Source organism: Campylobacter sp. BCW_6466, from assembly GCF_001762835.1.
Taxonomy (GTDB): domain Bacteria; phylum Campylobacterota; class Campylobacteria; order Campylobacterales; family Campylobacteraceae; genus Campylobacter_D; species Campylobacter_D jejuni.
In genome coordinates, this window is the sequence record NZ_MJXO01000067.1 from 74,160 (window position 1) to 93,420 (window position 19,261).

18 protein-coding genes and 1 pseudogene are annotated in these 19,261 nt (G+C 29.8%); 14 read left to right on the forward strand and 5 right to left on the reverse strand.

Annotated features, from left to right (window positions below; translation table 11 throughout):
- From purC to AJ887_RS07235, 10 genes and pseudogenes are all read left to right on the forward strand, one after another.
- Window positions 1-711, forward strand: coding sequence for a phosphoribosylaminoimidazolesuccinocarboxamide synthase (gene purC / locus AJ887_RS07190; RefSeq protein WP_002854922.1), 711 nt, complete (start codon window positions 1-3; stop codon window positions 709-711).
- An 8-nt stretch (window positions 712-719) separates the two neighbouring features.
- Window positions 720-965 carry a phosphoribosylformylglycinamidine synthase subunit PurS gene (gene purS / locus AJ887_RS07195; protein WP_002857003.1) on the forward strand — a complete coding sequence of 82 codons (246 nt, stop codon included), beginning with the start codon at window positions 720-722 and terminating at the stop codon, window positions 963-965.
- 1 nt (window position 966) lies between these two features.
- A pseudogene (purQ, locus tag AJ887_RS07200) lies at window positions 967-1,639 on the forward strand (phosphoribosylformylglycinamidine synthase I).
- Window positions 1,611-2,807 carry an SH3 domain-containing protein gene (locus AJ887_RS07205; RefSeq protein ID WP_002893747.1) on the forward strand — a complete coding sequence of 399 codons (1,197 nt, stop codon included), beginning with the start codon at window positions 1,611-1,613 and terminating at the stop codon, window positions 2,805-2,807. Before purQ ends, AJ887_RS07205 begins: the two are co-directional and overlap by 29 nt.
- The gene (locus tag AJ887_RS07210) at window positions 2,788-3,480 is read left to right on the forward strand and encodes a lysophospholipid acyltransferase family protein (RefSeq protein WP_070233413.1); all 693 of its coding nucleotides are present in this window, start codon (window positions 2,788-2,790) and stop codon (window positions 3,478-3,480) included. Before AJ887_RS07205 ends, AJ887_RS07210 begins: the two co-directional genes overlap by 20 nt.
- Complete coding sequence (crcB, locus tag AJ887_RS07215; RefSeq protein ID WP_070209767.1) at window positions 3,474-3,842, forward strand: fluoride efflux transporter CrcB; 369 nt, start codon at window positions 3,474-3,476, stop codon at window positions 3,840-3,842. The genes AJ887_RS07210 and crcB overlap by 7 nt, the downstream gene beginning before the upstream one ends.
- A gap of 72 nt (window positions 3,843-3,914) precedes the next feature.
- On the forward strand, window positions 3,915-5,741 hold the full coding sequence (gene htpG, locus AJ887_RS07220; RefSeq protein ID WP_070209768.1) for a molecular chaperone HtpG: 1,827 nt from the start codon (window positions 3,915-3,917) through the stop codon (window positions 5,739-5,741).
- Entirely contained in the window at window positions 5,738-6,055 is a 318-nt protein-coding gene (locus tag AJ887_RS07225; RefSeq protein ID WP_002861250.1) for a rhodanese-like domain-containing protein, read from the forward strand. The genes htpG and AJ887_RS07225 overlap by 4 nt, the downstream gene beginning before the upstream one ends.
- Entirely contained in the window at window positions 6,055-6,489 is a 435-nt protein-coding gene (locus AJ887_RS07230) for a hypothetical protein (protein WP_044779932.1), read from the forward strand. Before AJ887_RS07225 ends, AJ887_RS07230 begins: the two co-directional genes overlap by 1 nt.
- Window positions 6,490-6,492: 3 nt before the next feature.
- Window positions 6,493-8,262, forward strand: a complete 1,770-nt coding sequence (locus AJ887_RS07235) for a Na/Pi cotransporter family protein (RefSeq protein WP_070240567.1) — start codon at window positions 6,493-6,495, stop codon at window positions 8,260-8,262.
- Here the strand turns inward: AJ887_RS07235 and AJ887_RS07240 are convergent.
- From AJ887_RS07240 to mltG, 5 genes are all read right to left on the reverse strand, one after another.
- Complete coding sequence (locus tag AJ887_RS07240; RefSeq protein ID WP_002880961.1) at window positions 8,259-10,067, reverse strand: peptidoglycan D,D-transpeptidase FtsI family protein; 1,809 nt, start codon at window positions 10,065-10,067, stop codon at window positions 8,259-8,261. The two genes, AJ887_RS07235 and AJ887_RS07240, sit on opposite strands and share 4 nt — an antisense overlap.
- Before the next feature lie 6 nt (window positions 10,068-10,073).
- Complete coding sequence (gene fliE / locus AJ887_RS07245; RefSeq protein WP_002856884.1) at window positions 10,074-10,370, reverse strand: flagellar hook-basal body complex protein FliE; 297 nt, start codon at window positions 10,368-10,370, stop codon at window positions 10,074-10,076.
- A 6-nt stretch (window positions 10,371-10,376) separates the two neighbouring features.
- Complete coding sequence (flgC, locus tag AJ887_RS07250) at window positions 10,377-10,871, reverse strand: flagellar basal body rod protein FlgC (protein ID WP_002855235.1); 495 nt, start codon at window positions 10,869-10,871, stop codon at window positions 10,377-10,379.
- Window positions 10,872-10,880: 9 nt separating this feature from the next.
- Window positions 10,881-11,312 carry a flagellar basal body rod protein FlgB gene (gene flgB / locus AJ887_RS07255; RefSeq protein WP_002861254.1) on the reverse strand — a complete coding sequence of 144 codons (432 nt, stop codon included), beginning with the start codon at window positions 11,310-11,312 and terminating at the stop codon, window positions 10,881-10,883.
- Between the two features lie 78 nt (window positions 11,313-11,390).
- Entirely contained in the window at window positions 11,391-12,392 is a 1,002-nt protein-coding gene (gene mltG / locus AJ887_RS07260) for an endolytic transglycosylase MltG (protein ID WP_044778761.1), read from the reverse strand.
- Between mltG and AJ887_RS07265 the strand changes: the two genes are divergently transcribed.
- The 4 genes from AJ887_RS07265 to sucC all read left to right on the forward strand — a co-directional run bounded on the left by AJ887_RS07265 (window position 12,307) and on the right by sucC (window position 19,260).
- Window positions 12,307-14,877, forward strand: coding sequence for a DUF3971 domain-containing protein (locus tag AJ887_RS07265; protein WP_070240566.1), 2,571 nt, complete (start codon window positions 12,307-12,309; stop codon window positions 14,875-14,877). The two genes, mltG and AJ887_RS07265, sit on opposite strands and share 86 nt — an antisense overlap.
- A 115-nt stretch (window positions 14,878-14,992) precedes the next feature.
- On the forward strand, window positions 14,993-17,197 hold the full coding sequence (locus AJ887_RS07270; protein WP_070240565.1) for an NADP-dependent isocitrate dehydrogenase: 2,205 nt from the start codon (window positions 14,993-14,995) through the stop codon (window positions 17,195-17,197).
- Complete coding sequence (locus tag AJ887_RS07275) at window positions 17,194-18,096, forward strand: malate dehydrogenase (protein ID WP_070240564.1); 903 nt, start codon at window positions 17,194-17,196, stop codon at window positions 18,094-18,096. Before AJ887_RS07270 ends, AJ887_RS07275 begins: the two co-directional genes overlap by 4 nt.
- Window positions 18,097-19,260 (forward strand): ADP-forming succinate--CoA ligase subunit beta, encoded by a 1,164-nt coding sequence (gene sucC / locus AJ887_RS07280; protein ID WP_002855069.1) that lies wholly within the window; start codon window positions 18,097-18,099, stop codon window positions 19,258-19,260. It begins immediately after the preceding gene.
- Window position 19,261: the final 1 nt, after the last annotated feature.

The window sequence follows — 19,261 nt, forward strand, 5'->3', positions numbered from 1 at the left end:
ATGACAAAAAAAGAAATGCTCTACGAAGGAAAAGGTAAAAAACTTTTCAAAACTGATGATGAAAATTTACTAATTAGTGAGTTTAAAGATGATTTAACTGCTTTTAATGCAGAAAAAAGAGGCAATGAAAGTGGAAAAGGTGCATTAAACTGTAAAATCAGTACTGAAATTTTTCATTTGCTCGAAAAAAATGGGATTAAAACCCATTTGGTAGAAACTATAAGCGATACAGAACAAGTGGTTAAAAAATGTAAAATTGTTCCTATTGAAGTTATAGTACGCAATGTTGCAACAGGTTCTCTTACAAAAAGACTGGGTATTAAAGATGGTACTGTGCTACCTTTTGCTTTGGTGGAATTTTGTCTTAAAGATGATGCCTTAGGCGATCCTTTTATCAATGATGAGCATTGTTTGATTTTAAATTTAGTGCAAAATGAAGCTCAAATTAGTGAAATTAAAAATATGGCTAGAAAGATTAACTCTATTTTAACTCCATTTTTTGATAATAAAAATTTAAGGCTGATTGACTTTAAAATCGAACTAGGTTTAACTAAAGATAATGAACTTGTTTTAGCTGATGAAATAAGCCCTGATAGTTGTAGATTTTGGGATAAATTTAGTAATGAAAAATTAGATAAAGATAGATTTCGTCAAGATCTAGGTAATGTAAAAATGGCTTATGAAGAAGTTTTAAAAAGAATATTAAATTAAGGAAAAATATGGAAGTTATTGTAAATATTTCTTTAAAAAATGGGGTTTTAGATCCACAAGGCAAAGCGGTGGAAAAAGCTTTGCATTCTTTAAATTTTAATAGTGTTAAAGAAGTAAAAATAGCAAAACAAATCAAAATTTCTCTTGATGAGAAAGATGAAAAATTAGCCAAAGAACAAGTAAAAAAAATGTGTGAAGAGTTGTTGGTAAATAGCGTCATTGAAGATTATGAGCTTGTAATTGAGAAAGAGTAAAATGAAAGTTGCTATTATTAGATTTCCAGGGACAAATTGTGAATTTGATACAGCTTATGCCTTTGAAAAACTTGGAGTAAAAACGCAGATTGTTTGGCATGAAGAAAAAGAATTTGATGCAGATTTAGTTGTTTTGCCAGGCGGATTTTCTTATGGAGATTATCTAAGATGTGCAGCTATTGCAAAACTTGCTCCTGCTATGCAAGGTGTTTTTAATCATGCAAAAAAGGGAGGATATATCTTAGGCATTTGCAATGGTTTTCAAATTTTACTTGAAAGTGGTCTTTTAAAAGGTGCAATGAAGCATAACAACAATCTTAGTTTTATCTCAAAAAACCAAAATTTAAGAGTAGTTTCTAATGATAATGCCTTTTTGAAAAATTTCAAAAAAGATGAAATTATTAATTTACCAATTGCTCATGGAGAGGGAAATTATTACGCTGATGAGGCTACTTTAAAAGAATTGCAAGATAAAGATCTTATTACTCTAAAATACGAGCCAAATCCAAATGGTTCTGTATTTGATATCGCAGGAATTTGTGATGAAAACAAAAAAATCTTTGGACTCATGCCACATCCTGAGCGTGCTTGTGAAAAAGTTCTGGGTAATGATCTAGGTTTGAAAATGCTTAAAGGCTTTTTATTTTGAAAATTTTATTAACTTTAATTTTTAGTGTTGTTGTATTGTTTGGCAGGGGTGAAATTTCTGTATTTAGTGGCCAAGATGAAAATATGCAAAAAGAATTACAAAAATTACCCCAAGAAGAACAAAAAATTTATCAAAATATTCCGCCAAGTGATGAAAACAATGACTTTGAAAGCAATGTAGATGATCCTTTTGTAGCTAAAGGGAGTTTGGTTCTTACAAATGATGAATATCCAAGTAGGGTATATGTTGGAGAAGTTTTTCCTATTACGATCTATGCTCGCACTACGGAAAATACAAAATTTGATTTTAACATAAGCGTAGAAAAAACTAACTTATCTTTTTTAAATCCAGATGCAAAATGGGAATTTATCAATAACGAATATAAAACAACTTTATGGTTTGAAGCCAAAAATTCAAATGCTAGTTTGAGTAAAATTTCTATCAAACTTCTTAGAAATAATGAAGCTTTTCAAGAGGCCGATATCAATCTTAATCCTATCAAATTTGAAAATACTTTATCCAATAAAGATTTTTCACACCTTGTGGCAAGTTCTTTGGAAATTAAAAAAGTTAAAGCGAGTTATTTTGATGATGCTAATATCATTATGATGGTAGAACTAAACGCAACCAATACAAATCTTAAAAGCTTTTTTATAGAAGGAATTCAAAAGCAAGGCATTGAAAATTTAAAAGGGGATTTTAATGCTTCTAGTGCTTTTTATTATGCTATTTTGCCATTAAGTAAAACAAATTTTGAATTTTCGTATTTCAATAAGGACAGTAAAAAGCTTGAAAATATAAATTTAAAACTAAAAATTAGTGACGATGAGATCAGCACTCAGAGTGATTTAAATCCTGTAAATAAAGACTTAAATATTTATAAACAATATACCTTATGGTTTTTAGCGGTTTTATTTGGAGCTTTATTTGTATGGAGAAAAAATTACATTATTCTGGCTTTGGCAGTTGTTTGTTTTGCGCTTAGTTTTCTTGTAGATACCAATACTCAAAATGCGATTATCAAGGCTGGTTCTAGGGCTAAAATTTTACCTACAGAGCCTTCAACTTATTTTTATACGGCAAATGCAGATGAAAAAGTAGAAGTTTTAGGCAAAAGACAAAATTATATTAAAGTACTGTTTTCTGATGGAAAAATAGGTTGGGTTAATAAAGATGATTTACAAAAAAATTAAAGCTCTTTATTTTTGGATTTTTTTTGTTTTAAGCGTTGCTTTGGTGGTTTTTTGTTTTTACTTTACAAAATCTCAAAACACACTTTGGAAAATCCGCAAAATTTGGGCTAAATTTCAAAGATATACCATCTCTTATAAACAAGAAATCATTGGTACTTTTAATCCACAAGCTCAGATGATTTTAATGAATCATCAAAGTGCTTTAGATATCATTGCTTTAGAAGAATTATATCCTAAAAATTTATGCTGGATTGCCAAAAAAGAATTAGGAGAAATTCCTATTTTCAAAGTCGCTATGAAAAAACCAAAACTTCTTTGTATAGATAGAAAAAATCCGCGTGATTTGGTACGAGTTTTAAAAGAAGCAAAAGAAAGAATTAGCGAAGATAGGGTTTTGGCTATTTTTCCAGAAGGAACTAGATCTAAGAATGAAAAAATGCTTAAATTTCAAAGTGGAGCAAAAATTTTAAGTGAAAAATTAAATCTTAAAGTTCAGCCTATTTTAATTGTGGATTCTGCAAAAATTTTAGACACAAAAAGTTTTAGTGCAAGCAGTGGAGTACTTAAAATCATTTGTATGGATTTAGTCGATACAAATGATGACAAATGGCTTGAAAACACTAGAAAAAAAATGCAAGAATTGCTCGAGCAAGAAAGAGCTAAGCTTTGCTAAATACCCTTTTAGTTGTTGGTTTTGGGGGATTTATAGGAGCAATATTAAGAATGCTTTCTATAAATTTAGTGAATAAATTTTTTCCTTATTCTATCAACCTTGGAACTCTTTTTGTTAATGTTTTGGGTTCTTTTATCATAGGACTTTTGTTTTCTTATGTACAAAATAAAGGTTTATCTCCTTTACTTAAAAGCTTTATAAGTACAGGTTTTTTAGGAGCTTTTACAACTTTTTCTACTTTTTCTTATCAAAATTTACTTCTTTTGCAAAGTGGAAATTATCTTCATTTTGCGTTAAATATTATCTTAAATGTCTTTCTTTGCTTATTTGCCGCATGGCTTGGTTTTATAATTTTCAAATAAATCTTTAAATTTACTTTAGAATTTGTATTTTTTGCTAAAATACCACTTTAAAAAATTACAAAGGAGATTAAAATGCAATTTCAAACCGAAGTAAATCAGCTTTTACAGCTTATGATACACTCTTTATATTCTAATAAAGAAATTTTTTTAAGAGAACTTATTTCAAACGCAAGCGACGCTTTAGATAAGCTTAATTTTTTGAGCGTAAGTGATGATAAATATAAAAGCTTAAAATTCGAACCTAAAATTGAAATCAAAATTGACAAAGATAAAAAAACTTTAAGCATTAGTGATAATGGTATAGGTATGGATAAAGATGATCTTATCAACAACCTTGGAACCATAGCAAAAAGCGGTACTAAAAGCTTTTTAGAAAATTTGAGCGGTGATGCTAAAAAAGATTCTCAACTCATAGGACAATTTGGAGTAGGTTTTTATTCTGCTTTTATGGTGGCTAGTAAAATCGAAGTTTTAAGTAAAAAAGCTTTAGATGATAAAGCTTATCTTTGGAGTTCTGATGCAAATGGTTATGAGATTGATGACGCAAGCAAAGAAGAACAAGGTACAAGCATTACTTTATACTTAAAAGATGATGAGTTTGCTAATACTTATAAAATCGAAAGCATTATAGAAAAATATTCTAATCATATTCAATTTCCAATTTTCATGGAAAAAGAAGAATTTACTCCTGCTAAAGAAGGCGAAGAAGAAGGGAAAACTGAACTTAAAATTTCTCAAATCAATAAAGCCAATGCTTTATGGAGAATGCAAAAATCAAGCCTTAAAGCAGAAGATTATGAAAGATTTTATGAGCAAAATTTTCATGATTCAAACAAACCTTTACTTTATCTTCACACTAAAAGTGAAGGAAAATTAGAATACAATTCTTTATTTTTTATACCACAAAATGCACCTTTTGATTTATTCCGTGTGGATTATCAAAGTGGCTTAAAACTTTATGTAAAACGCGTATTTATCAGCGATGACGATAAAGAACTTTTACCAACTTATTTGCGTTTTGTGCGTGGGATTATCGATGTAGAAGATTTACCACTTAATGTAAGCCGTGAAATTTTGCAAGAAAATCAAATTTTAAAAGGTGTTAAAGAAGCTAGCGTTAAAAAGATTTTAGGTGAACTTGAAAAACTAAAAAACAATGATAAAGAAAAATACTTATCTTTCTTTAAAACCTTTGGTAAAGTATTAAAAGAAGGACTTTATGGTTTTGGCGGAGAAAAAGATAGTCTTTTAAAACTCATGCTTTATAAAAGCACTAAAGGTGAAAATTTACGCTCTTTAGAGGAGTATAAAAATGACCTTCAAGGCGAACAAAAGGAAATTTTTTATATAGCAGGAAATAATGAAAGTTTATTAAGAACTTCTCCTTTACTTGAAGAGTATAAACAAAAAAATATAGAAGTTTTACTCATGGACGATGAGATTGATTCTTTAGTAACTCCTATGCTAGAATTTGAAGGTTTGAAATTTGTAGCCATCAATCAAGTAGAAGATAAAAATGAACTAAGCGATGAGGAAAAAAATACTTTTGCTCCACTTGTAGCTAAATTTAAAGAACTTCTAAAAGATCAAGTTGAAGATGTAAGACTAACCAGTCGTTTAAAAGATAGCCCAAGTTGTATAGTTTATGATAAAAATAAACCTGATTTTGCTATGCAGCAACTCTTAAAACAAATGGGTCAAGAGCAAAATTTCAAACCTATTTTAGAAATCAATCCAAAACACGCTATTTTTACAGGTCTTAAAAACAACGAAACCTTTAGCGCAGATATAGCAACCCTAGTTTTAAATATGGCAAAACTAAGCGAAGGTATGGGCGTGGATAATCCTGCTGAATTTAATGCAAGCCTTACAAAAATCATCAACAAGGCTTTTTCATGATAGAAAATATCCCTGCAAGTCTTTGGACAAAGCAAGATTTAAACGCATATCAAATTTTTGATGTGCGCACTCCTTTAGAATGGGAAGAAGGTATTTTACCTAATGCGCAATGTGTGGCTTTATATGATAATAAAGGGCTTTTAAATGCTAAATTTTTAGATGAATTTCAAAGTAAAAGAGATGAAAATAAAAAACTTGCTTTTATTTGTCGTAGTGGTCATAGAAGCATGGTTGCAGCTGAATTTATAGCTGAAAAATTGGGACTTGAAAGCATTAATTTAGATGGCGGAATGCTAGCCCTTAAGGGTTATTAATGCTAGGAATTTATTTACTCATAGCAGCTTTGTCTTTTTTGGCTCTTTATTTTGCTGTTAAAAAGCTTACTTTAAATATAGATGAGCGAACTCTTTTAGAGCCTATTAAAATGGATATTTATCCGAAATTTTGTGATTTAATCGATGAAAAAATCAGAGAATTTAAAGAAAATGTCCAAAATGCTAATTTAGCATTAAAAATTTCTGATCAAAAAGATGAATTTTTAGAAAAACTTGGGGATTTAAGCAGGGAATTAACTTTCATACAAACCATGAATTTAAGTAATAAAAACGATAGTATCTGGCAAAATGAACTTTTTTCTTTTTTAAAGGAATTAGAAAATTTATTGCTTGAGTATCTAGAAAAAGGCGAAGAAGAAGCTGAAAATTTAAGAGAATTTCTGATGAATGAATTTGAAAAACTAAAAGGTTAGGCATTGCAAGAGGAAAGAAATTCTTTAAAATATTTTAAATTTATTTCATGGAGTATTTTTACTTTAGTTCTGATTTTTATTTTAATTCGTTATGACGAGCTTGCCAATCTTTTAGCAGGAGTGGCAATACTTCTTATTGGAATGACTAATTTAGGTATAGGTTTTAAAGCTTTTAGTGGCGGTTTGCTTGAAAAAATTTTAGCAAAGTCAACCAATACAAAGATGAAAAGTATACTTTTTGGTACTTTAAGTACTTTAATTATGCAATCTTCAACTTTAGTTTCTATTATTACGATTTCTTTTTTGAGTGCAGGGCTTATTTCTTTGGGTGCGGGCATAGGGATTATTTTTGGAGCAAATTTAGGAAATACGGCAAGTTCTTGGCTGATTGTTGGTTTGACAAATATTAAAATTTCAATGTTAGCTATCCCACTTTTGATTATTGGAGTATTATTTTTCTTTCAAAAAGATAGTGTTTTAAAAGGTTTGGGTAATATTTTTATTGGTATAGGATTTTTCTTTTTGGGTGTGGATTATATTAAAAGTGGTTTTGAAAATTTTAAACATATAATTGATCTTTCTCGCTTTGATTTTGCTGGTTTTAAAGGAGTTTTTGTTTTTTTAGGATTGGGTGCTTTGCTTACAGGAGTTATACAATCAAGCACAGCTACAATGGCTATTATTGTTGCTGCTTTACTTGCTGGACAAATCAGTTTGGAAAATTCCTTAGCAGCAACTTTAGGTACTAGTGTTGGAGGGGTTGTAACGGCTGCTTTAGCTTCTTTAAGTACCAATATTGAAGGAAAGAAATTAGCGTTTGCAAATTGTATTTTTAATTTTGGTATAGCTTTTTTAATAGTGCTTATTTTTCCTTATTTTATACATTTTCTTAATTTTTTATCCATTGTATTAAACATAGAAGATATAGCTTTGAAAGTAGCATTATTTCACACTTTGTTTAATTTAATTGGTGTTGTGCTTTTTTCATTCTTTACTCCTCAAATTGTTCTTTTTTTAAATAAGATAGTAAAAGCTCCTAAAGATAAGAATAAAGACAAGCCTTTATATCTTGATAGTAGTTTGGTTAAGTTTAGTGACACAGCCATCGAAGCTTTAAGGAAAGAAAGCGAGCATCTTTATAACAATACCTATGCAATTGTTGCTCATGTTATAGGTTTTAGTCGTAAAGATATACAAAGTGATAAAAGTTTTAAAGAAATTTTAGAAAATAAAAAGTGGTTTAGTAAAAATGTGGATTTGGACTATTTGTATCAAACTAGGATAAAGGTTCTTTTTGAAGCTATTATCGATTTTTCAACTAAAGCACAAGTTTATATTAACGATGAAACAAAGAATCATAAAATTTTTACCTTTAAGATGGCAGCTAAAAATTTAGCCGAAACAACTAAAAATTTAAAAATTATCCAAGCAAATATTAAGAAATATTCTAGTTCTTCTAATGAATTTTTGGCTTTAGAGTACAATAAAATTAGATCGAATTTAGGAGAGCTTTTAAGAAGTATAGAAGAGCTTAGAGTGGTTGAAGATCGTGAAAAGCTTTATTTGATTATTAAAAATCTTCAAAAAGGAAAAGAAATTTTAAAAGAAATCGATACTTTAACCTTAAGCAATGTTGAACATCTTATTTCAGTAAGAAAAATCACAACAGCTGAAGGAATTTCAATACTTAATGATACAACTTTTGCTGCTAAGATTGCCGAAGAACTTATAGGTGCTGTTGAGGTGATATTTTCTAAAGATATATCAAACTAGTTGTTTGTGCTAGTTTGGTTATTGTCTTGTATAGGCGTTAGAAATTCTTCATTGATTAAAATATCAACAACATCTTTAAACATAGGCAAAGCACTTTGTGCAGCATAATAACTATAAGGTTTAGTAGGATGTCTTACGAGAACTCCTATGGTATAGGCGTGATTTAAATCATTTGCAAAACCAAAAAAGGAAGCATTGTAGCGATTTGAGGTGTAACCTTGTCTTTCGGCTATTCTTGCCGTTCCTGTTTTACCTCCTGCAATAATACCTTGTGTAATTGCCTTTTTTCCTGTTCCTTTTTCTATAACATTTATAAGAACATTTTGCATCGTTTTAGCGGCTTCGCTAGAAAGAATTTTTTCTTTTTTTACATCATCATCAAGATTTGTAAAGCGTCCATTTTGATAGAATTTTTCAGCTAAACGTGGTGTGATATAAAACCCATCATTGTTGAAAACATTATAAGCTGCAAGGAGTTGTATAAAGGTTGTTTTAAGTCCATAACCATAACTTAAAACAGATTTTTCTATATCTCTTAAGCGCTTAGGATTTGGAATTTCTCCTTTTTGTTCATAGGGTAGATCAATACCACTTTTTTCGCCAAATTTAAATATTTTAAGCCCTGATACGATTTCTATATTGTTAAGTCTTTTGGCAATTTGTATCATGCCTATATTTGAAGAATATCTTATAACTTCCTCCATAGTCATTTTGTCCATTTTGTGATCGTCTTTGATGGTAAAACGTCCTAGCTTGTAAGAACCGCCATAAGTATTAATCACTTCATCCATTTTTATTTTACCAAGTCTTAAGGCTGTTGTAAAGATAAAAGGTTTGATAACAGAACCTGCTTCATAACCGTATTCTATAGCGCTTGCATTAAGAACTGATAGATCTTTTCCACGATTTTGCGGATCATAGCGCCTTGAGCTTGCTAGAGCTAAAATTCTTCCTGTTTTGCTTTCCATTACCCCAACGATGATTTCATTGGCTTTTAAATCCTCATTTCTTTGATCTATAGCTTTCTCTATGCTTTTTTGCAGTTTTAAAGAAAGATTTAAATATAAATCACAACCATTGATCTTTTTTTGCTGTAGTGAATTTAGATTTAAAATAATATTTCCACCTATATCTTTAAGTCCTTGAATTTTTTCATTTTGAACAGGACTTAGACATTCATCGTAGTATTTTTCTAAACCTTTAACTCCTATATTTTTTAAAATTCCACTTTCTGGATCTAATATCATTTTGGTATAACCGATAATAGGAGTAAAAGAATCTTTTGACATGTAAATTCTATCTTCTTCATGTTCGATGATATTTAATCCTCTTGTTTCAACTCTTCCAGAGTTATTTGTAAAAGCTTTGAAAAAACCTTGTATATAAAGTTTTTTAGCAAGATCTTTAAGGTAGCTTGCTTGCTTGGAATCTAAGTTTTGCAAAAGAACAAAATTATAAGAGCGTTTTTTTTGATTTTGCATTCTTTTTTTAATATCTGCTACTTGATCGTTACTTATTCCACTATAAATTTGAAAAAGCTTTAAAAATAGATCAAATTTATCTTTGTTGATACTTCTAAGATCAATTTCAGCGCGATAAATTTGTTTAGAACTTGTGATAGTAAAATTATCTTTGGTTATAATCGATCCTCTTAGAGCAAGAGCGTATTGATCTTTTTCAGTGTTAGGTATATGACGTTTTGATGTAAGAAAAAAAGTAGAGCTGATAAAAATAATCATAAACAAAAGTGCCATGCAGTAGGCAAAGGCAACTTTTGAAACCCTATTTTTTTTATATTCTTGCATTAGGGTTTAAATTTGAGTTCTTGTGATTTCTTTATAAGCACTGATCGCTTTATTTCTTACTTCTAGCATAAATTTCATGCTGCTTTCAGCTTTAGTGATAGCTATAGCTGCTTGATGTAAATCTTTTACTTGTCCTGTGGCAATGTCTGTCATTGCAGCTTCTCCACTTTCTTGTGCTTTATTTAAATCATCGATTTCATTTTTAAGCATCTTGGCAAATTCATCACCAATTCCTGTGGAATTTTGACTTTTGTTGGTATTTGAAATATTATTATTTAATCTTAAATCATTAATATTGTTCATTTTTTATTATCCTCTTAATAAATCAATCGCACTTTGAGCTATAGTTTTTGCACTTGTAAAAGCGCTTACATTGGCTTGATAAGCTCTTGTAGCTTCAATCAAATCTGCCATTTCAATGACAGGGTTTACATTTGGATACGCTACATAACCTTCAGCATTTGCATCAGGATGGCTTGGATCATACTTCATACGAAAATCTTTGTCATCTCTGACCACTTTATCCACTACAACACTTTGAATAGCAGGTTTAGCTTCTTCTGGCGAACTTGGATCATTTAAAGGATTTTCATATTTTAAAAAATTATTATCTTTGTTAATTTGCTCATTTAAAAGCTTATCAAAATCTGTTGCTTTAAAGATCACTTCGCGTCTTCTATAAGGCCCACCTTCAGCTGTTCTTGTAGTATTTGCATTAGCTATATTAGAGCTAATAACATTCATTCTAAAACGTTGAGCACTTAAACCATAACCACTAATATCAAAATCACTTAAGTATGCCATAATTTACCTTTAACTTAATTTAGAGCTTGCATCAAGTATAGAACTAAAGATATTGCTTTGTCTTCTTAAAACTCCATCAAGAGCTGTTATCATAACTGTATTTTTGCTCATTTCTGTGGTTTCTACATCTAGATCAACAGTATTTGCATCATTTCTTGCTAAATGTCCGTCTCTTAAGTAAATAGTAGATTTACTAGGATCTGGAAATTTCCAAGGTTTTTGATGTCCTTCTTCGGTTATGGCTAATTGCAATTCTTTATTATCATTTTTTTTAAAAATTTCATTTGCACGATTTACCAAAGCTGTTTCAAATTCAATATCTCTTGCTTTATAAAAAGGAGTATCAACATTTGCAAGATTGGCATTGATGAGCTGATTTCTTAGATTTCTACCCGCTAAAGCACCAGTGACTAGTTCTTTTGACTTAAATGGGTTAATCATTTTTTATCCTTTTTATAATTTTTAATATTAACAAGCAAATACTGTTCCAATTTAACTATTTTGCATAAAAATATCAAATTATTTTCCTTTTTGTAAATTTATGGCTTTATTGTGATCATCTATATTTGTGTTAAAAATATGAACTCCAGTATTTTTATCACGCACAAAATATAAATAATCTGTTTTTAAAGGAAAAATAGCTGCACGAATAGCAGCTAAAGAAACATTGCAAACCGCTTCTTTAGGCAATCCCGTAAATTTATAGGTATTATAAGAGCTATTATCTTGTCTTATTCTTTGTGGGGTAACTTTTACATGGGAGTAAATTCCATAATTTAAAGTTCCATCCATTTGAAGCTTCATACCTTTTTTAAGTCGATTGTAAATTACGCTTGCAACTATAGGCATTTCATTTTCATTGGCAGCTTCTTTTTGTATTACAGAAGCGATGATGATATATTGGTGCCATTTTTTTGGATTATAATCCCCAAAAATTTTCTCAGAAGTTTTTTTATTGGAAATTTCAGCATGGTTTAAAAGCATTTGAATGAGTAGATTTTCTGTAATGCCTTTTGGGATTTTATAAGTTTCTGGTAAAAAAACTCCTTCATCATAAGGAGCTTGAGCTTGAAATTCTTTTAAAAGTATATCTTTATCAAGTCCAAGTTGTTTGGCTGCTTGTTCTAAAAAGATTACACTTGTTTCCCCTGGGATAAGAGTAATGGTTTGAAGTGCTGCTTTAGCAATAGTGAGTTTATGTAGAAATTCAGCTCTATTTAAATCTTTTGTACCTATGTTGATCCAGCCTGATTGAGGGTGTCCTAAAAAAAATAAAATATATTTATCAATACTACTCATCTGATATTTATTTTGCTTTAAATATGTTATAATTTGAGAAATTGAACCTTGGGGAATAAATACCACAGAATTGCTTTTTAAAGGCTGAGTTAGATAATAAAAAATCCCCAAAATAAATATCAAAAAGAAGTTGCGTATGAAAAAGAAAATTTTATATATTGTTGTATTTTTTGTTGTGCTTATATTAGCTTTGTTTATAGTGCTTAAAAATGGGATTGTCATCTCTAGTATCCAATTTGATTTTTTAAAATTAGAACAATTATATATTAAATTAGATAAAAAATTAATTGTACGAGCAAAAAATATCACTATAAATGAGACTCAAAATTCCGAAATTTCATCACAAACTCACTCTTCTGATAATGCTTCAACAGAGATTTTAAAAATAACAAAAAATTTAAAATATCTATATACTTTTGTTGAAGAGATTGATATACAAAATTTAAATATAAAAGATAATCATGTGCGTATTTTATTTAAAGATAATGAATTTTTTATAGATAATGATTTGTTATTTTTAAAATTAACATTACAGCGTCAAAATAAAGAACTTATAGCTGATATTAAAAAACTTTTATTAAAAGATTATGATTTAAATATTGATGGAAATTTAAGTATCAATACTAAGAGCGAGTTTTATTATTTTCAAGGTAGAGCAAGTGGAGAATTATTTGACTTTAACGCAAGTATTTCTTACAAAGATAAAAATTTAGCTTATAAAATAGAAGATTTAAACATTAGGAATATTACGGAAATTTTTAAAAGAGTTAATAAAAGAATAGAACTTCCACAGAGTTTAAATCTTTGGATGGCATATAGGGCTAAGGGAGAATTTTATCATTTAGATTATTTGCAGGGCTTTATAGATTTTACTAAAAATAATTATTATTTAGACAATATTAGCGCATCAGGTTATGTTAATAATGTCAAAGTTCGCTTGGATGATAAAATGAATGCTATTGAAATTCCAAAACTCGATTTAAATTTAAATAAACAAAAGCTTGATTTTGTCTTTAATAAAGCTTTCTATAATGGTGCTGATTTAAGTTCTAGTAAGGTTTATCTATATGATTTGTTTGATGAAAAAAAAGTTGGGATTTATTTGCGCATTAAGTCTGATAATCTAAAATTTGACGAAAAACTTGCTAAAGCTTTGGAAGATTATCATTTTTCATTACCTTTTTATCAAAAAAGCGGAAAAATTAAAAGTGATTTAGAGCTTAAAATTGATTTTCATGATAAGGGTGAAATTTTTTATAGTGGTATTTTAGCTTTAGAGAATGCTAGTATTTCTTTGGCTGATTTTAATATTGCAAAAGCATTTGTCAAATTAAATCAAAATAATTTAAATATAGAAAATGCTAGTGTTGAAAATGGCTTTTTAAAAGCTGATTTTAATGCTAAATTTGACTTGCAAAAACAGCAAGGAAATTTCAATACTCAGATTTCAAGGCTTTATTTTGACAATGGGGAGCTTTTAGATTTAAAAAATCAAAATGTAGAAGTAAAATTAGATTATTCGCAAAATGTTAACATTAGCATTCCTCAGTGGAATTTGATTTTAAATTTTAAAGATGGACTTGAGGCTAATCTTAGTAATCCTAAGATTTTATTTTCATTTTCTCCATTGCTTAAAAAGTTTGGGTTTATCGATGCTAAAAATGTTTATTATAAAACTTTAAATTTCGAAGATTTTAATGCAAGCGTTAATGATGCTTATTTTAAAAATAATTTACTTATCAACGGTCAAACTCCTTATGAAAATGATAGCTTTGATATTGTAAAAAATAAAGGCGTTATGGAAATTCATACTCAAAGTGATACAGCAAGTGCTAAAATAAGTTCTGATAATAAAGAAATTCATTTGAAAAATTTAAGTTATATTTATAGAAAAGATTCCAACTCTTCAAATTCAACATTTGATATTTCTACTAATACCCAAAATATTAGTTTTGGTGGAGCAAATGTAGCTTTAATTTTGCCAGATTCTAATAAAACTTTGGCTTTTGATAGGGTAGAGGCTGATTTAAAAGGCAATGCTTTGGATCTTAAAGGTTCTAGAGGAAATGCAAAATTTGATCTTTATTATTCTTCTAATGATTTAAATTTAAACGTTAGCAATATTGATGATAATTATTTAAATGAGTTTTTACAAAAACAAGCTGTTCAAGATGGAGTGTTTAACTTAAGTATAAAAGGAAGTGGATTGGAGTATTTTGACGGACAGATCGATTTTAAAAACACTTATGTGAAGGATTTAAAAGGTGTAAATCAGCTTATTTCCTTTATTGATACTGTACCAAGTTTATTGATGTTTAAATCTCCAACTTTTAATCAAAAAGGTTTAAGCTTGCATGATGGAAAGATTATTTTTAATAGGAAAAAAGATCTTTTAAGTGTTTTGGCTATTAATTTAAATGGCGATAGTGTAGATATATATGGTTTAGGATCAGCAAATTTAAGATTAAATACAGTGGATTTTAGTTTAGAGCTTAAAACTTTAAAATCAGCTTCAGAAGCTATATCCAAGGTTCCAATTTTAAATTATGTAATTTTAGGTAAAAATCAAGAAATTAGCACAAACTTAAAAATAGATGGAAGTATAGATGACCCTAAATTTCATACCGAAATTTTAACAGATACCCTAAAAACCCCTTTTAATCTTATTAAAAATATCATACAACTTCCTGCTAATTTACTTAATTAAAAATATTTAAAGTTTGTTTGAAAACTAAAACAAACTTTAAACTTACTCTTGCATTTTTTTTTATTTGTAATATACTTAAAAATGAAAATAAAAATAAGTTTTTAAAGGACTAAAAATGCAAATTACTTATACCTTAACAGATGAGTCCCCAGCTCTTGCGACTTATTCGTTTTTGCCTATAGTGAAAGCTTTTTTAAGTAGGGCGTATATAGGAGTAAAAACCTCGGATATTTCTTTATCTGGAAGGATTTTAGCTACTTTTAGTGAGTATTTAAAAGAGGAACAAAGATGTGAAGATGCTTTAGAGCTTTTAGGCGAGCTTGTCAAAAGATCGGATGCAAATCTTATTAAAACCCCAAATATTTCAGCTTCTATTCCTCAGCTTAAGGCGGCGATTAAAGAATTGCAAGATAAGGGTTACATGTTACCAAATTACCCAGATGAGCCAAAAAATGATGAAGAATTGCAAATTAAAACAAAATATCAAAAAGTTTTAGGTTCAGCGGTTAATCCTGTATTAAGACAAGGAAATTCAGATCGTCGTTCAACAAAAGCGGTAAAAGACTATGCAAAAAACAATCCTTATCGTGTGGTTGAGTTTAATCCAAACTCAAAAACTCGTGTTTCTTACATGAAAGAAGGGGATTTTTTCTCTAATGAAAAAGCGGTTTTAATCGATCAAGATTGTGTGGCTAATATAGAATTTACAAGCATTGATGGTAAAAATGAAATTTTAAAAGAGGGTTTAAAACTTGAAAAAAATGAAATTTTAGACGCTACTTTTATGGATGTAGAGAAGCTTCAGGAATTTTATGCAAAAGAAATTAAAGCAAGCAAAGATGATGATGTGCTTTTTTCTTTGCATTTAAAAGCTACAATGATGAAAGTAAGTGATCCTATACTTTTTGGTTATGCGGTAAAAGTATTTTTTAAAGAATTATTTATCGAATTTCAAGATGAATTTGAAAAATTAGGTATTAATCCAAATAATGGTTTAAGTGAGCTTTTAAGTAAGATCGAAAATTCAAGCAAAAAAGATGAAATTTTAAAAAAATACAATGAAATTTTAGCTAAATCTGCAGATATTTCTATGGTAAATTCAGATAAAGGCATCACAAATCTTCATGTTCCAAGCGATGTTATCGTTGATGCTTCTATGCCTGCAATGCTTAAAAATGGCGCAAGATTGTGGGATAAGGAAGGTAAGGAAAAGGACACAAATGCCGTAATTCCTGATCAAACTTACGCAACTATTTATGAGGCGGTTATTGAAGATTTGCATAAAAATGGTACTTTAAATCCTTCAAAACTTGGCAGTGTATCTAATGTAGGTTTAATGGCTAAAAAGGCTCAAGAATATGGCTCGCACGATAAAACCTTTGTGGCTAAAGAAGAAGGAACTTTTAAAATAGTTTCTAACGGTAAAGTTTTATTAGAACATAAGGTTAGAAAAGGTGATATTTATAGAGCTAATCAGGCTAAATTTGATGCGGTGTTAAATTGGATTGATTTAGGTATAGAAAGATCAGAACTTAGTGGAGCCGAAGCTATTTTTTGGTTAGATAGCAAAAGAGCTAGTAATAAAATCATGATAACTTTGGTACAAAATCGTTTAAAAGAAAAGGGTAAAAATATAGCCATTTTAACTCCAAAAGAAGCTTGTTTAAGAAGTTTAGAGTTAATCCGAGAAGGTAAAGATGTTATTTCTATCACGGGTAATGTTTTAAGGGATTATTTAACCGATCTTTTTCCTATTTTAGAGCTTGGAACAAGTGCAAAAATGCTTTCTGTTGTGCCTATGTTAAAGGGTGGAGCTATGTTTGAAACAGGAGCAGGGGGTTCAGCACCTAAACAAGTAGAACAATTAGTCGAAGAAAATCATCTGCGTTGGGATAGTTTGGGTGAATTTTTGGCTTTGCAAGCAAGTTTGGAATTTTATGCAAATAAGTGCAGTAATCATAAAGCTAAGGTTTTAGCAGAATGTCTTGATGAGGCTATAGGCGAATGGCTTGAAAATAATAAAGCTCCATCAAGAAAAGTTAAAGAAGATGACAATAGAACAAGTCATTTTTACTTAGCAATGTATTTTGCAAATCATTTAGCAAGACAGGCAAGTGATATGGAGCTTCAAAGCTTTTTTAAAGATATTGCCCTAGAGCTTTCTTCTAATGAAGAAAAAATCAGAGCCGAATTTAACAATGCACAAGGTGTGAAAGTGGATTTGGGTGGGTATTATAAATTTGATGATGAAAAAGCAAATAAAATCATGCGTCCAAGTGCAACTTTTAACGCTATTTTAGAAAAAATAGGACAAAGATGAAAATCACTGTTATAGGGGCTGGCAATGTGGGCTCAAGCGTAGCTTATGCTTTGATTTTAAGAGAAATAGCAAATGAAATTGTTTTAGTAGATATCAATGAGGATTTGCTTTATGCAAAAGAACTAGAACTTACTCAAAGCATAGCTGCTTTAAATTTAAATATAGATTTACTTTGCGCTAAAGATTATACTCATACCAAAAATTCAGATATAGTGCTTTTTAGTGCAGGTTTTGCTAGAAAAGATGGGCAAAGTAGAGAAGAATTGCTTCAGTTGAATACAAGCATTATGCTTGATTGTGCTAAAAAAATTAAAGATTTTACAGAAGATCCGCTTTTTATTATTTTAACTAATCCTGTGGATTTTCTACTTAATACTCTTTATGAAAGCGGGATTTTTTCATCAAAGAAAATTATAGCCATGGCGGGAGTTTTAGACAATGCAAGATTTAAGTATGAGCTTGCCAAAAAACTTAATGTCAAAATGTCAAGTGTGGATACAAGACTTATTGGTTTTCATAATGATGATATGGTTTTGGTAAAATCTTACGCAAGTGTTAAAAATAAAAATATAAGCGAATTTTTAAATGAAGAAGAATTTGATGATTTAGAAAATGAAGTAAAAACAGGTGGAGCTAAAGTAATCAAACATCTTAAAACTTCAGCTTATTTAGCCCCTGCTAGTGCTTGTATAAGAATGCTTGAGTCCATAAGAAGTGGCGAGTTTTTACCTATGAGTGTGATTTTACATGGAGAATTTGGAGTGCAAAACAAAGCCTTAGGAGTTATGGCAAGATTAGGACTTGAAGGTGTGATTGAAATCATGAGATTAGATCTTAGTTCACAAGAAAAAGACAAATTAGAAAAATCTTTAATCAAATATCAATATAAAGGAGAATAAATGAACATACATGAGTATCAAGCAAAAGCAATTTTTGCAGACAATGGCATCCCTACCTTAAAGGGAAAAGTTGCATTTAGCGTAGATGAAGCTGTGGCTAATGCTAAAGAATTAGGCGGTAGTGTTTGGGCGGTTAAAGCTCAAATTCATGCAGGAGGCCGTGGTCTTGGTGGTGGTGTTAAAATCGCTAAGAATTTAGATGAGGTAAAAGATTACGCAAGTAAAATTTTAGGAATGAATTTAGTAACTCATCAAACAGGACCTGAAGGTAAGCTCGTGCAAAAACTTTATATAGAAAGTGGCGCTAATATAGTAAAAGAGTATTATTTGGCTATTTTATTTAATAGAATGGCAGAGCAAATTACCATTATCGCTTCAAGTGAAGGAGGGATGGATATAGAAAAAGTAGCCAAAGAAAGTCCTGAAAAAATTGCAAAAGTAGGCATTGATCCACAAATTGGTTTTAAAATGTTTCATGGACTTGAAGTAGCGAGAGTTTTAGGACTTGATAAAGATGAAGGCAAAAAACTCATTTCTATGATAGCTAAACTTTATAAGCTTTACATGGATAAAGATATGAATATGCTTGAAATCAATCCTTTAATTAAAACTGCAGAAGGGGATTTTTATGCCCTTGATGCAAAATGCAGTTTTGATGATAGTGCGCTTTATCGTCATCCTGAAATTGCTGAACTTAGAGATATTACTGAAGAAAATCCTGCTGAAAGAGAAGCGGCTGAATTTGGCTTAAGCTATGTGAAACTAGATGGAGATGTAGCTTGTATGGTAAATGGTGCGGGTCTAGCAATGGCAACTATGGATATTATTAATTATAGTGGTGCAAAACCTGCAAATTTCTTAGATGTAGGTGGGGGAGCTTCTCCTGAAACTGTTGCAAAGGCTTTTGAAATCATTTTAAGAGATAAGAATGTAAAAGTTATATTTATCAATATCTTTGGTGGTATTGTTCGTTGTGATAGGATAGCAAATGGAATTTTAGAAGCTACTAAGAATGTTGAGGTAAATATTCCAATTGTAGTGCGTCTTGATGGCACTAACGCAGCAGAAGCAAAGACAATTTTAGATAATTCAAATCTTAAAAATATCAAAGCAGCAACCAATCTTAAAAACGGTGCAGAGCTTGTAAAAAGTTTAGTAGGATAAG